We start from the raw sequence: 14,137 nt of genomic DNA, 5'->3' as shown, positions 1-14,137 counted from the left end.
ATAGAACGCTTTTCGTATTTTTATACTTCAAAATTTAGCTAACAAAACCAAATGAAAAATTTACTTTTTATAATAATTCTATGCCTAATTGTTTCGTGTCAGGATAATACAGAACATGCCGATTTAATAGTTACTAACGCTAATATTTACACCGTAGATGATGGCTTTAGTAAAGCAGAAGCATTTGCTATAAAAGATGGGAAGTTTGTTGCAGTTGGTACTTCAGAAACGATAATCGAAAGTTTTAAATCAGATAATGTAGTTGACGCTAAAGGACAAACTATTACGCCTGGTTTAATTGATGCCCATTGCCATTTTCTAAACCTTGGGATTGGACTACAACAAGTGGATTTAATGGGTACCAAAAGTTATGATGAGGTCATTGAGCGTATTGTAGCTTTTCAAGGTGAAAAAAACCTCGATTTTATTATGGGTCGCGGTTGGGACCAAAACGATTGGGAAGATAAATCCTTTCCTAACAAGGCTAAACTCGATGAATTATTCCCAAATACACCAATTTCATTAACTCGTGTTGATGGTCATGCAATTTTGGCAAATCAGGCAGCATTAGATTTAGGAAAGGTGACTGAAAGCAGTAAAATAGACGGTGGCGAATTACTACTCGAAGATGGAAAGCTTACAGGCGTACTAATTGATAATGCAGAATCTTTAGTTATGGACCATTGGCCTGTATCTACTAAAGAAGAAGCTATTACAGCATTGCTCGATGCTCAAAAAGTTTGCTTTGATCTAGGATTAACAACCGTAAATGATGCAGGTTTGAGTATAGAAGCTATAAACCTTATAGATAGCTTACACCAAACAGGAGATTTAAAAATGCGTGTCTATGCCATGGCATCAGCAACACCCAAAAATTTAGACTATTTTATTAATAAAGGCATTATAAAAACAGATTTCTTAAACGTACGCTCATTTAAATTTTATGCCGATGGGGCATTAGGTTCTCGAGGAGCTATGTTGCGCGACCCTTATAGTGATAAGCCAGGACATTTTGGATTATTGGTTAATGATATTGCGACACTTCAGGAAACAGCTCAGCGAATTTCTAACTCTGAATATCAGATGAACACACATGCTATAGGAGATTCTGCCAATCATGCTGTATTAAACACTTATAGAAAGGTATTACAGGGTAAACCAAATCGCCGTTGGAAAATAGAACATGCTCAAGTGATTTCTCCTGAAGATTTTGCATTATTTAAGGATATCATTCCTTCCGTACAGCCAACACATGCTACTAGTGATATGTATTGGGCTGAAGATAGAGTAGGTGCTGAACGTATGAAAGGTGCTTATGCGTTTAAAGATTTATTAGAGCAATACGGAAAAGTCGCTTTAGGAACCGATTTCCCGGTAGAACGAGTTAACCCAATGTTGACGTTTTATGCGGCTGTTGCTCGACAAGATTTGGAGCAATATCCTGAAGGAGGTTTTCAGATGGAAAATGCATTGAGTAGAGAAGAAGCGTTGCGTGGTATGACCATTTGGGCAGCATATTCAAATTTTGAAGACCAAGAAAAAGGAAGTGTTGAAGTTGGGAAGTTTGCAGATTTTATCATTATCGATAAAGATATCATGACTGTTGATACGAAAGATATACCTGAGGCGAAGGTTGTGGGTACATATGTTGCAGGCAAAAAGCAATAGCTAATATTAGGTTAACCTAGCCAAATAATCATAATGCTCACCATCTCTAATTTTTTCGCAATTAAGACCTACAGAAGCACAAGCTATATTTAAGGTTTCAAAATCGATATAGAGCCATTTTATGGGTGTTTCTTCTTCGTCTTTGTATCTAAGGTAATAATCTAATTCCCCATAATAATTGGTATTAACATCTTGCCAATAACCACCATCATCGTCTTGATACATGTATTTAATATCTGATGAATCGATTAAGATTTGCCCATCGGGATTAAGCAATGTTTTTAAATGCTTCAAGTATTTAGGTGTATCTTCTAAGGTTTGAAAGATGCCAGTGCCATTCATAAGTAAAAGAATGGTGTCAAAAGTCTCTGTTTCTTCTAAAAGTGATTTATGTTCTACTTTTAAAACACCTCTAGATTTAGCAACTTCAGCTGCACCTTCAGAGATATCAATGGCTTTTATATCAAAGCCTTGTTTTTGTAACCACAAACTATGAGAACCCGAGCCACAACCAACATCTAAAACCTTTCCTTTTGAAAGATGTAAAGCCTTTTGTTCTAGCTTAGGCATTTCAGAAAAGTGTCTAAACAAATATGGAAGCGGTAACACATCTTCATCAGAAATACTGGTAGATGTGATCAGGTCTTCACTGTAATTGTTAGAATAATAATCTAAAAGTGCTTTTCCAAAAAGGTCTTTATCCATATTAATTTACCGTAAAATATAATCGTTAGGGAATAATACATCCGCAAGTCCCAACTATACCATATGTACATTGATAAATGTTAGATGGAAGAGCATAAGCAATTAACTCATACATTGGAATAAAAACTAAAAATAAGGTAAGAATAAAGGCAATAATTTTAAACCATATAGACACTTTGTTAGCTTCTACACATTCAAGGTTGATTGTATTAAAGTTTTGATTCATATTCAAAAATACACATTAATGTAGATAGTTTTAAATTCAATTTGATTCGGCTTAACATTCTAATTATCTTTACAATATGCAAGACCAAATCGATAGACTTCCAAAGTTGGCCAAAGATAAGTATAAGGAAAATAAAACCTTTTTTGCCAAACTAAGAAAAAAGCCTCCAAAACAGTTAGATTATATTATGCAAGACTTGCACGAAGAAGAGTTTGGTAAAACGGATTGCTTAGAGTGTGCTAATTGTTGTAAAACTACAGGACCATTATTTACAGATAAAGACATTGAGCGTATTGCAAAACATTTTAAAATGAAACCACAAAAGTTTGTGGAACAATTTTTGAGGCTAGACGAAGAAAATGATTATGTACTACAACGTGTGCCTTGTACGTTTTTAGGAGTAGATAATTATTGTAGCATATACGATGTAAGACCTAAGGCATGTAGAGAGTTTCCACATACCGATAGAAAGAAGTTTCAACAAATCTCAAATCTTACATTAAAAAATGTAGCGATATGCCCGGCGGCGTATAACATCGTAGAAGCTATGAAACAACAGATAAAATTGTAGTATATGAAGAGACTTGTATTGGGTATTTTAGTTTTTCTCTTGAGTTTTGCCAGTAACGCACAAGCGGACGATTGGATGGAATCTTTATCATTTGCAAAGCGCTTAGCACGTAGTCAAAATAAACCAATCTTGATGGTTTGGGAAGAAGCAACAGAGTATCCATTACCAGTTTTAATACGTAATGCTAATGGTAGAAATGTAGTTATAGATAACCTCTTTGAGTCACTAGAATTGAATCGTGTAATTTGGGAGTATTTTGTTCCATTAAAACTTAATGAGCAGTTATACGAGGATATTTACAATGACATTAAAGATACGCGCTCTCAAAGTTATATAGATAAGTTTAATAGTGATGCGCTAAAGGTGATGGATGCAAACGGAAATATTATTGGAACATCTGGTGCTTTTGTAGAATTGCTGAATTTTTCAAAATTCCTTTTTAAGTACAATTTGGATTTAACTTATGTAAAAGACGAAGCGTTTAGTTACCATACAAAAAAAGACTTCTATTCATCATTTTATTTGGCATCAAAATATATAGATTATAGTATTCTGGTTAATAAAAATGTACGTTCCGAGATACTAAAGCTTGCAGATATTTATTTTGATGAAGCCCTAACCTTTTTAAATGCAATTGAAGATGAAGGCAAAAAAAGTCAGTTGCAACGCCTTAACTTAACAAAGCTCAAAGAAGATTTAATAAGGAATAAGCCTAGAAGAGTATTACGACAATTAAAGAAGTTTGAAGACGAAGAAATAGACATGGTTAATAAACCACTCGTATCGTTTTTATATTATACGACTTATCGCTTATTAAACGAAAAAGAAAATTTTGAAGCTTTAGAAAGTGAGATTTCTTCACTAAATTTGAAGCAAGCTCAACTTATTGTAAATCTCAACCAATAACCTTTGGAAACCCTATATAATTATTTTGCAGATATTCCTTCTTCCCATAGGAGTATAATGCTAGTCTCTGGCATCACTTTTTTTTGGCTATTAGAAGGCGCAGTCCCTTTATTTAAATTTGATTATAAAAAATGGCGTCATGCTATTCCTAACCTATTCTTTACACTCACAACAATAGTTATAAACTTTGGATTAGCCTTTTTATTGCTATTTTCTGCAGATTGGGTAAAAGCTAATGAGTTTGGTATAATTAACTGGTTGCCCGAAATGCCGTTAGGGATATATATATTTTTAGGTGTGTTTCTACTGGATTTTTTTGGAGCCTATTTGGCGCATTTAGTAGAGCATCGCGTAAAACCGCTCTGGATGGTACATTTAGTACACCATACAGATCATAAGGTAGATACAACTACTGCTAATAGGCATCACCCTATAGAAAGTGTAATAAGATTTACATTTACGTTATTTGGAGTTTTTGCCGTAGGAACGCCTATTGCAATAGTAATGCTATATCAGGCGATGTCGCTAATATTTACTCAGTTTACGCATGCCAATATTAAGCTCCCAAAATCTGTTGATAAGGCTATAAGCTATTTTTTGATCTCACCAGACATGCATAAGATTCATCACCATTATAGATTACCTTATACTGATTCTAACTACGGAAATATTTTTTCGGTTTGGGATCGGTTATTAGGTACGTATATGTATATGGATCGTGAGAAATTGGTATATGGCGTAGATGTTTTTCCTGATGAAAAGAAGAATACAAACATTAAAGAATTACTGAAACAGCCTTTTCAACCTTATGAAAAACCAACACTTTCTGCCGATACTAAAGATTAGTATTTGCCTTCTATTGCTATTATTTATGGGATGTGAAGCAAAGCATAAAATAGATATACAAGGCCATAGAGGTTGTAGAGGATTATTACCTGAGAATTCACTTCCTGCATTTGAGAAAGCGATTGATTTAGGCGTTAATACATTAGAATTAGATATTGCAATTTCTAAATATAATAAGGTTGTGGTTACACACGAGCCTTATATGAATAGTGAAATCTGTTTAACTCCAGAAGGTCAATCAATATCGGAAAGTGAAGCCAAGAATTATAATCTTTATCAGATGGATTATGATCAGATAAAGGGTTTTGATTGTGGTACAAAATATCATCCAAGATTTCCGAAGCAAGAAAAAATAAAAGTGAATAAACCATTGCTTAGTGAGGTTTTTGGTTTGGTTAAGCGAAAAAGATCTGACGTAAAATTCAATATTGAAATCAAATCAGAACCAAGTTATTACGGAGTTTACACACCACATCCTGAAGATTATGTGCGTTTGGTTTTAGAAGACATTGAGTTGTCAGAATTCTCAAGTCGAGTAAATCTCCAATCTTTTGACGTGAATATTCTAGAAGAAATAAAACGCCAATCACCTAATATGGAAGTAGCTTTATTAGTTGATGAAAATGAAAGTATTAAGGATAAGCTTGCATTAGTTTCTTTCAAGCCAGAAATTATTAGTCCGTATTATGAGTTGTTAGACAAAGACACAGTAAATACATTAAGAAATGAAGATTATAAAATAGTTCCTTGGACATTAAACTCTCAAGAAGCTATGTTGCAGATGATTGATTATCAAGTTGATGGAATAATTACAGACTTTCCGGATGTGCTAATAAATTTGCTTTCTAAAAACTAAAATTCCTTAATTCTGATTCTTAAAAATCCATATTTCAATAATTCTCGTATATTCGTTGTCCTGATTAATTAATTCCTGTTGAGCTAAACAACCCGTTTAACTTAATAGTTTATGAAAATATTCCCCTTTTTTTTCGCAGCATTCCTTTACTTGGGATTTGCCAACATGTCTTATGCTCAAAAGGGAAGAGCTAGAATATATAAGAACAAAAATGTTCAAGCTTCAGAGTTATATCATGACTTTAACAGAACAAGAGATACGTTAATTCTTAAAAGTGACAAAAAGATTAACTATTTATATACTGCCAATAATTCAAAAGAAGATGTTAATGTAAGAGTGGATAGCAATTCTTACAAATTACCTCTTAATAAACTTAAAAAAGGTCGTAACGTTTTAGTGGCTATACAATCGCCATTGCGTATTGTATTTGTGGTAGATATATTAAAGGAATACCCTAAGTCTGGCAAATAGACACTATTAGTTATAGATAAGATACTTTTTCCGCATTGTATTATATTTTTCTAAATCCTCTTGCCAAGTTTCCTTTATTTCTTTTTCAGATAAACCGGCCTCAATTTTTTGCTGTAATTTTTTGGTGCCAGCATGAGTTGTAAAATTTGAGGTATTAAATACTTTTGATTTATCTGTTGCATTATTATACGCATCTATGATGTATTTTAGAGTAAAAGCCCTTTCAGATTTAATTTGAGATAAGTCAACACCATAACAGACTTCATTTTTATGTTTAGGATATTTAGCACCAAAATTTGCCACTGGTGTATAGCTAAATTGATAATGCGAACTATCTAAAAAAGGTGCTCCGTAACGCTGAAACTGAAACTCGGTACCTCTGCCTGCATTAATAGTAGTGCCTTCAAATAAACCTAAACTAGGATATAGTTTTATAGAATGGTCATTTGGTAAATTTGGTGAAGGCCTTATAGGTAAACTGTAAGTGCTGCTATGATTGTAATTTTTTAATGTTTTTACAGTAATCTCGCATGTAATTCCATTATTTAGCCAACCTTCCCCATTGATCATTTGTGCATACTCACCAATGGTCATGCCGTGAACTAACGGTATAGGATGCATGCCTAAAAAACTGCTATGGTCTTTCTCTAATGTTGGTCCATCTACATAATTACCATTTGGATTTGGTCGGTCTAAAATTAACAGAGGAATATTTTGTTCAGCACAGGCTTCCATCACATAATGTAGAGTAGATATGTAGGTGTAAAAACGTACACCTACATCTTGAATATCAAAAACCATGATATCAATGTCTTTAAGTTGAGCTTCGGCCGGTTTTTTGTGTTTGCCGTGCAGCGAATAGATTGGTAAGCCAGTTTTGGCATCTTTTCCGTCTTTTACTAATTCCCCAGCGTCTGCTTTGCCTCTAAAACCATGCTCTGGAGAGAATACTTTTTTGATATCAATTTTCAAATCAAGTAAAGAATCTACTAAATGTTTATAACTACCGTGTTCACTATTTTTAAAAATTACACTAGTCTGGTTTGCAACAATACCAACACGTTTACCTTCAAGAAGCTCTAGATAACTTTCGGTTTGATTTGCACCAACTATTATTGTACTATCTATTTGTTGGGAGTCTTTAATAATATTTTTGGCCTCCAAATTTTTATTACTTTGATTATTACTATTGCCGCAACCAACTGCTATTAAAACAAAGAATAAAACTGTATTTTTGAAAATCTTAAAGCCCATTTCAGATTGTGAATTTTGAGTTGTTTATAGCCAAACGTATTATTGGTAGTAAAACGTATAAAAGTAGTGTATCGGCACCAATAATTAAAATTGGTATCGCAGCTATAGCTATTGGTATGGTGGTTATGCTAATTGCCATTGCTACCGGTTTGGGTTTGCAACAAAAAATTAGAGATAAAGTAGTAGCCTTTAATGGGCACATTATTATTGATAATTACGACACTAATGCCTCTGATGAATCTCAAGTTCCAATAAGTTTAGCGCAAGAATTTTATCCTGATTTTAATAGTGTCGAAGGTCCTATTCATGTACAAGGTACAGCTCATAAATTTACAGTTATAAGAACTGCTACCGATTTTGAAGGAGTTGTTATTAAAGGCGTTGGTAAAGATTATAAATGGGATTATTTTGATGAGTTTCTTGTTGAAGGTAGATTACCTCAATTCTCTGGTAAATTAAATAATGAAATATTAATTTCAAACTATTTAGCTAATCGATTAGGCTTTAACATTGGGGATAAATTTCAATCATTATTTGGACAAGATTTAGAACGACCACCGCGTATTATTAGTTTTGAAATAGTCGGCATATACAATTCAGGATTTCAGGAATTAGATGAAAAATTCTGTATTGCAGATATTAGACATATCCAACGCATAAATAAATGGGGGAAAGATCAAGTTGGAGCCTTTGAAGTGTTTATAGACGATTTTTCAGAAATTGATAAAATTGGAGAAGCTGTATATAGAGAAATTCCTTCGTTAATGAAGTCTGTAACTGTAAAAGAAAAATATGCCTCAGTATTTCAGTGGATTGAAATATTTGACAATAATACTTACGGTATCATTGCTATAATGATATTGGTTGCAGGTATAAATATGATTACTGCTTTATTGGTTCTTATCTTAGAACGTACTCAAATGATAGGAGTATTAAAAGCCTTAGGGCAAGCCAATTGGTCTGTCCGCAAAGTGTTTTTATACAACGCATCTTATCTTGTTGGTTTAGGATTACTATGGGGAAATATAGTAGGATTAGGACTGCTTTTTGTTCAAAAATACTTCAAATTATTCCCATTAAATCCAGACACATATTATGTAACAGAAGCACCTGTTTATATAGGTTTAGACTACATTATATTGCTTAATATAGGAACTTTTGTTTTATGTCTGTTAATGTTGCTTATTCCTTCGGTAATTATATCAAGAATAGCACCAGTAAGGGCTATAAGATTTGATTAAAATATAATATCATTTTTTAACTTTACACTTATAACTTTTAACTTAAATTTGCGCAGCAAATTTGATATATGGATTACGCAGAAAATATACTTGAAACTATAGGTAATACACCTTTAGTAAAGATGAATAAATTGGTAGAAGATTTACCTTGTCTTGTACTTGCAAAATACGAAACCTTTAACCCAGGAAATTCTGTTAAAGATCGGATGGCCTTACAAATGATTGAAGATGCAGAGGCCGATGGACGCTTAAAACCTGGCGGAACAATTATCGAAGGTACTTCTGGTAATACTGGTATGGGATTAGCACTGGCGGCCATAGTAAAAGGTTACAAGTGTATTTTTGTGATGAGCGATAAGCAGTCCAAAGAAAAAATGGATATTCTCAGAGCTGTTGGTGCTGAGGTTGTCGTTTGCCCAACAGATGTAGAACCAGATGACCCACGAAGTTATTACTCTGTTTCAAAACGTATGGGAGAAGAAACCCCAAACTCGTGGTATGTTAATCAATATGATAATCCGAGTAATGCTAAAGGACATTATAAAACCACAGGTCCAGAAATTTGGAAACAAACCGATGGAAAAGTAACGCACTTCGTAGTAGGTGTTGGTACAGGAGGTACAGTTTCTGGAGTTGGAAAATACCTAAAAGAACAAAACCCAAATATTAAAGTTTGGGGAATTGATACCTATGGTTCAGTATTTAAAAAATACCATGAGACCGGAATTTTTGACGAAAAGGAAATCTATCCTTATGTAACAGAAGGCATAGGTGAGGACATATTACCTGCCAATGTAGATTTTGATATTATTGACGGATTCACCAAAGTAACTGATAAAGACGCAGCAGTATACACACAGAAATTAGCCAAAGAAGAAGGTATGTTTTTGGGCAATTCGGCAGGTGCAGCTATTAAGGGTGTGTTGCAATTAAAAGAACATTTTGGTCCAGATGACATAGTGGTAGTTTTATTCCATGACCATGGAAGTCGTTATGTAGGGAAAATGTTCAATGACGATTGGATGCGAGAAATGGGTTATATAGACTAAACCTGAATATAGAAGACATAAAAATCCTAAGAAATTTCTTAGGATTTTTTATTTTAGAACCATGCAAGAAGACTTTCTTCACCACGTATGGAAATATAAAAAATTCGATACATCTAAGCTGCTCTCAATCAATGGAGAAGCAATTTCTATTGCAAATTTTGGGCAATATAATCATAACTCTGGTCCAGATTTTTTTAATGCACAAATTAACATTGCGGGCCAATTATGGGCTGGAAATGTAGAAATTCATGTAAAATCTTCGGATTGGTATGTGCATAATCATGAAACCGATAGGGCATATGATAACGTCATTTTACATGTGGTTTGGCAGCACGATATCCCGATTCTTAGAAAAGACAATTCTGAAATTACAACGCTTCAACTTAAAGATAGGGTTGATAAACAATTGTATCACAGATATAGAGAATTAATAAATTCTAAAACCTGGATTAATTGCGAAAACAGTTTTAAAGATGTCGATGAATTTGTCATCGGCAATTGGCTTGAACGACTATACATTGAGCGCCTTGAAAGAAAATCTCATGAAATCTCAAAACTTTTAGAAACCTCAAAGAATGATTGGGAATCCGTTTTGTTTAAATTGCTTTGTAAAAACTTTGGATTAAAAGTAAATGGGAATCGTTTTATAGTTTAGCAAATTCATTTGATTTTTCTGTCCTGAGAAAAATAGCAAATGATGATATAAATATTGAAGCCTTATTATTTGGCCAAATAGGGTTTTTGGATAAAGAGATTCAGGATGTTTACTTTCAAGATTTAAAGTTGCGTTATCAATTTTTGAAACAAAAATTTCAACTAAAAAACCAAGGTGTTTTACCAGTTCATTTTTTTAGGTTGAGACCACCAAATTTTCCAACCATACGATTATCGCAACTGGCACAACTATATCATTGCGCGCAGAATCTGTTTTCAAAATTAATGGCTTGTAAAACCAAAAACGAAATCTACACACTATTTAATATTTCGACTTCAAGATTCTGGGAAACGCATTATACATTTGAGAAAACATCTAAAAAGCGTACAAAAAAGATTTCAGAATCTTTTGTGGATTTATTGATTATTAATACTATAATTCCGCTTAAGTTTTGTTATTCAAAATCACTGGGAAAGTCTGAGCCTGACCATAGCCTAAACATTATTAAGACATTAAATATTGAGAAAAATAGCATTACTAATAAGTTTATGAATTTTAGAAATTTTGAAGAAAATGCATTAACGTCACAATCACTAATTCAATTAAAGACCGAAAATTGTGATAAAAATAAATGCCTTCAATGTGCAATTGGCAGTGAATTAATCTCAAAAAATAGATAACTTGCAGTATGAAATATTTTTACATGCTTCTTTTGTATCTTCAAAAACGTGGTTACTACGTGTGTCAACGTATAGCAGACCGCATTGGGATAAGGGCTAAAGTAGTAAGAACAAGTTTTATGTATCTCACTTTTGTAACACTTGGATTCGGTTTTGCACTTTATTTATTTTTGGCCTTCTGGATTAGAATAAAAGATATTATTTATACAAAAAGGAGTTCTGTTTTTGATTTATAATCTATGAATCCATTATTTAAACTTTTTAGATCTAAAATATATACAGCACTAATTATGCTAATTATCATTATGGTAATTGGTGTATTTGGTTACAAATATATCTCAGATTATACCTGGGTAGATGCTGTATATATGACAGTTATAACCATCACAACAGTTGGGTTTTCGGAAGTAAACCCATTAGATATGGAGTCAAAGATTTTTACAATCTTCCTCATACTGTCTAGTATAGTTATTGTAGGTTATGCAATTTCTATTATTACAGAATATATATTAAGTCGCAACAATTTTGAAGATATTAAACAACGAAAGATGCAAAAGAAGATAGACAGCATGTCTAACCATATAATTATTTGTGGTTATGGACGCAACGGAAAACAAGCCGCAAAAAAGCTTTTAGCTTACAAAAAGCCTTTTGTTATTATAGAAAAAAATAAAGAAGTCATTGAAAAGTTTGGTGATGATAACACACCATTTGTATACGGTAATGCTGATGAGGACGAAACATTAATAGAAGCTGGTATAGAAAAGGCAGATACATTGATTTCTGCCTTACCTAGTGATGCAGATAATTTATTTGTTGTGCTATCTGCCAGGCAAATAAATAAGACAATGAACATTATTAGTAGAGCTTCACAAGAAGCTTCCTATAATAAGCTAAAATTGGCTGGAGCAAATAATGTAATATTGCCAGATAAAATAGGAGGTGATCATATGGCATCTTTGGTTGTAATTCCAGATTTGGTGGAGTTTATAGATAATCTTGGTATTGTAGGAGAACGCAATATTAATATTGAAGAAATAAAGGTTGAGCAACTCTATAATATAGATAATGTAAAAACCATTAGAGAGCTCGAGTTACGAAGCAAAACTGGATGCACAGTTATTGGTTTTAAAAATGAAAATGGAGAGTATATTGTTAATCCTGAGGCGAATACTAGATTAATACCTGGTTCTAAAATAATTGTACTAGGTAGACCAGAACAAATTCAAAAGCTTAATTCAGAATATAATATTGCATAAAACAGATTGCCATTTTAACGCCTAGTACTTTAAAAACTCATTTTTTTTTAGCATCTTGTCGGCTACTTTATAAATAAACTAACTAATACAATACTTATGAAGAAATATCTTCTCTCAATTTTTGCACTATTATTACCGTTATTAAACTTCACTCAAGAGGCCGAAAAAGGACTAGATGAAAAAGTTAACGATGCCTTTATGCCAATTGCTGAAGGTTGGGAAGGGTTTATTTTAACCTCGGTTTCACTCGGAGGTTACGATATTCCAATAGTAGTAATACTATTGGTATTGGGGGCCACTTTTTTCACAATATATTTTAAGGTACCAAGTTTTACCAAATTTCCATTGGCGATTAATACTGTTCGCGGAAAATACGATGATATTGAAGGTCATAGTGCCGAAGAAAAAGTAGCAGTGAATATAGTGGATGGAGATTTGCCAGATACTATACGAGATGAGAGTCAAGAAGGTGAAGTAAGTCACTTTCAGGCATTAGCCACTGCTGTTTCTGGTACTGTAGGATTAGGAAATATAGCAGGTGTAGCAGTTGCAATTGCATTAGGTGGTCCTGGTGCTACGTTTTGGATGATAGTGTGCGGTTTAATAGGTATGTCAACAAAATTTGTAGAGTGTACTTTAGGCGTAAAATATAGAGATGTTGGAGAAGATGGAACCGTTTATGGAGGACCAATGTATTACTTGTCAAAAGGTCTAAAAGAAAGAGGATTCTCTGTTATAGGTAAAGTTTTAGCTGTCATTTTTGCTATACTTTGTGTTGGGGCATCCTTTGGTGGTGGTAATGCTTTTCAATCTAACCAAGCAGCAGTACAATTAAGTTCGTTAATGAACTTGGAAGGCGGCTCAACTGGAATTATCATCGGATGCATTCTTGCTGTGCTAGTCGGAATTGTTATCATAGGTGGTATCAAAAGAATCGCTAAAATTACTGAAAAGATTGTTCCATTTATGGCAGGTATCTATGTGTTGGCTGCATTGATTATAATTTTTGCTAATTTCTCATATATAGATGACGCTTTTGGCTTAATTTTTAAGGGTGCATTTACACCAATGGCGGGACTTGGAGGTCTTGTTGGTGTTTTAATTGTTGGTTTTCAAAGAGCTGCGTTTTCTAATGAAGCCGGTGCTGGTTCTGCAGCAATTGCTCACTCAGCAGTTAAAACAAAATATCCAGCATCTGAGGGTGTTGTGGCTTTATTAGAACCATTCATCGATACTGTAGTAATTTGTACTATGACTGCTTTAGTAATTATTTTCTTTAATATAGATGGTGCAAATTTACAGAGTGTATTTCAATACGGTGCTGTTGAAGGAAGTAATGTATTAATTACTGCTACTGGTGAGCAACTAGGCGGCGTTGATTTAACTTCTAGAGCATTTGATTCTGTAATTCCTGGCTTCTCTTATGTGCTTACAATTGCAATAGTATTATTTGCATTTAGTACAATGATATCTTGGTCGTATTATGGTTTGCAATCGTGGAAATACCTTTTTGGAAAAGGAAAAAAAGCAGATTTAGCATATAAAATATTATTCTTAGTATTTGTAATTATTGGAGCTGCTGCAACATTAGATGCAGTTATTAAGTTCTCTGATGCTATGATACTTGCTTTAGTTTTCCCTAATATGATAGGTTTATTCTTCTTATTCCCTAAAGTAAGAGAAGAAATGGCAAAATATATTGCAGCTATAAAAGGAAACACTTCAGAATAGAAATTTTAGATATATTATA

General features: G+C 33.3%; 13 protein-coding genes and 1 pseudogene. 12 read left to right on the top strand and 2 right to left on the bottom strand.

Annotated features, from left to right (window positions below):
* Positions 1–51: 51 nt before the first annotated feature.
* A complete protein-coding gene (locus ED556_RS10460) occupies positions 52–1,668 on the top strand; it encodes an amidohydrolase (RefSeq protein ID WP_296323249.1) in 1,617 nt (538 codons plus the stop codon).
* A 6-nt stretch (positions 1,669–1,674) separates the two neighbouring features.
* On the opposite strand, the gene ED556_RS10455 is transcribed toward ED556_RS10460, so the two are convergent.
* Positions 1,675–2,373 (bottom strand): class I SAM-dependent methyltransferase, encoded by a 699-nt coding sequence (locus ED556_RS10455; RefSeq protein WP_296323246.1) that lies wholly within the window; start codon positions 2,371–2,373, stop codon positions 1,675–1,677.
* Between the two features lie 302 nt (positions 2,374–2,675).
* Here ED556_RS10455 and ED556_RS10450 point away from each other — a divergent pair, with 302 nt between their 5' ends.
* The 5 genes from ED556_RS10450 to ED556_RS10430 all read left to right on the top strand — a co-directional run bounded on the left by ED556_RS10450 (position 2,676) and on the right by ED556_RS10430 (position 6,249).
* Entirely contained in the window at positions 2,676–3,170 is a 495-nt protein-coding gene (locus ED556_RS10450; RefSeq protein ID WP_296323243.1) for a YkgJ family cysteine cluster protein, read from the top strand.
* Between the two features lie 3 nt (positions 3,171–3,173).
* Positions 3,174–4,076: a hypothetical protein gene (locus tag ED556_RS10445; RefSeq protein ID WP_296323240.1), complete on the top strand. Its 903-nt coding sequence runs from the start codon at positions 3,174–3,176 to the stop codon at positions 4,074–4,076.
* 3 nt (positions 4,077–4,079) lie between these two features.
* Positions 4,080–4,922 carry a sterol desaturase family protein gene (locus tag ED556_RS10440; RefSeq protein ID WP_296323236.1) on the top strand — a complete coding sequence of 281 codons (843 nt, stop codon included), beginning with the start codon at positions 4,080–4,082 and terminating at the stop codon, positions 4,920–4,922.
* Complete coding sequence (locus ED556_RS10435; protein ID WP_296323232.1) at positions 4,885–5,778, top strand: glycerophosphodiester phosphodiesterase family protein; 894 nt, start codon at positions 4,885–4,887, stop codon at positions 5,776–5,778. Before ED556_RS10440 ends, ED556_RS10435 begins: the two co-directional genes overlap by 38 nt.
* A 111-nt stretch (positions 5,779–5,889) precedes the next feature.
* Complete coding sequence (locus ED556_RS10430; protein ID WP_296323229.1) at positions 5,890–6,249, top strand: hypothetical protein; 360 nt, start codon at positions 5,890–5,892, stop codon at positions 6,247–6,249.
* Between the two features lie 6 nt (positions 6,250–6,255).
* Here the strand turns inward: ED556_RS10430 and ED556_RS10425 are convergent, their stop codons facing one another.
* On the bottom strand, positions 6,256–7,503 hold the full coding sequence (locus ED556_RS10425; RefSeq protein ID WP_296323227.1) for a DUF1343 domain-containing protein: 1,248 nt from the start codon (positions 7,501–7,503) through the stop codon (positions 6,256–6,258).
* Positions 7,504–7,511: 8 nt separating this feature from the next.
* On the opposite strand from ED556_RS10425, the gene ED556_RS10420 reads away from it, so the two are divergent.
* The 6 genes and pseudogenes from ED556_RS10420 (at position 7,512) to ED556_RS10395 (ending at position 14,118) form a co-directional block, all read left to right on the top strand.
* Complete coding sequence (locus ED556_RS10420; protein WP_296323223.1) at positions 7,512–8,744, top strand: FtsX-like permease family protein; 1,233 nt, start codon at positions 7,512–7,514, stop codon at positions 8,742–8,744.
* A gap of 68 nt (positions 8,745–8,812) precedes the next feature.
* On the top strand, positions 8,813–9,793 hold the full coding sequence (locus ED556_RS10415) for a pyridoxal-phosphate dependent enzyme (RefSeq protein WP_296323220.1): 981 nt from the start codon (positions 8,813–8,815) through the stop codon (positions 9,791–9,793).
* Positions 9,794–9,854: 61 nt separating this feature from the next.
* Positions 9,855–11,128: pseudogene (locus ED556_RS10410) on the top strand (DUF2851 family protein).
* 8 nt (positions 11,129–11,136) lie between these two features.
* Positions 11,137–11,364, top strand: coding sequence for a PspC domain-containing protein (locus ED556_RS10405; RefSeq protein ID WP_296323217.1), 228 nt, complete (start codon positions 11,137–11,139; stop codon positions 11,362–11,364).
* Positions 11,365–11,367: 3 nt separating this feature from the next.
* The gene (locus tag ED556_RS10400; protein WP_296323214.1) at positions 11,368–12,387 is read left to right on the top strand and encodes a TrkA family potassium uptake protein; all 1,020 of its coding nucleotides are present in this window, start codon (positions 11,368–11,370) and stop codon (positions 12,385–12,387) included.
* A gap of 96 nt (positions 12,388–12,483) precedes the next feature.
* Complete coding sequence (locus ED556_RS10395) at positions 12,484–14,118, top strand: alanine/glycine:cation symporter family protein (RefSeq protein WP_296323211.1); 1,635 nt, start codon at positions 12,484–12,486, stop codon at positions 14,116–14,118.
* Positions 14,119–14,137 lie beyond the last annotated feature (19 nt).

This window comes from Winogradskyella sp. (assembly GCF_003712105.1).
Taxonomy (GTDB): Bacteria; Bacteroidota; Bacteroidia; order Flavobacteriales; family Flavobacteriaceae; genus Winogradskyella.
The sequence above is the reverse complement of the archived record's forward strand: the minus strand, read 5'-3'. Positions and strand labels throughout refer to the sequence as shown.

Coding starts and splice junctions, on each gene's coding strand:
- ED556_RS10460 (WP_296323249.1), top strand. CDS start 52: ATGAAAAATTTACTTTTTATAATAATTCTATGCCTAATTGTTTCGTGT.
- ED556_RS10455 (WP_296323246.1), bottom strand. CDS start 2,373: ATGGATAAAGACCTTTTTGGAAAAGCACTTTTAGATTATTATTCTAAC.
- ED556_RS10450 (WP_296323243.1), top strand. CDS start 2,676: ATGCAAGACCAAATCGATAGACTTCCAAAGTTGGCCAAAGATAAGTAT.
- ED556_RS10445 (WP_296323240.1), top strand. CDS start 3,174: ATGAAGAGACTTGTATTGGGTATTTTAGTTTTTCTCTTGAGTTTTGCC.
- ED556_RS10435 (WP_296323232.1), top strand. CDS start 4,885: ATGAAAAACCAACACTTTCTGCCGATACTAAAGATTAGTATTTGCCTT.
- ED556_RS10430 (WP_296323229.1), top strand. CDS start 5,890: ATGAAAATATTCCCCTTTTTTTTCGCAGCATTCCTTTACTTGGGATTT.
- ED556_RS10425 (WP_296323227.1), bottom strand. CDS start 7,503: ATGGGCTTTAAGATTTTCAAAAATACAGTTTTATTCTTTGTTTTAATA.
- ED556_RS10415 (WP_296323220.1), top strand. CDS start 8,813: ATGGATTACGCAGAAAATATACTTGAAACTATAGGTAATACACCTTTA.
- ED556_RS10405 (WP_296323217.1), top strand. CDS start 11,137: ATGAAATATTTTTACATGCTTCTTTTGTATCTTCAAAAACGTGGTTAC.
- ED556_RS10400 (WP_296323214.1), top strand. CDS start 11,368: ATGAATCCATTATTTAAACTTTTTAGATCTAAAATATATACAGCACTA.
- ED556_RS10395 (WP_296323211.1), top strand. CDS start 12,484: ATGAAGAAATATCTTCTCTCAATTTTTGCACTATTATTACCGTTATTA.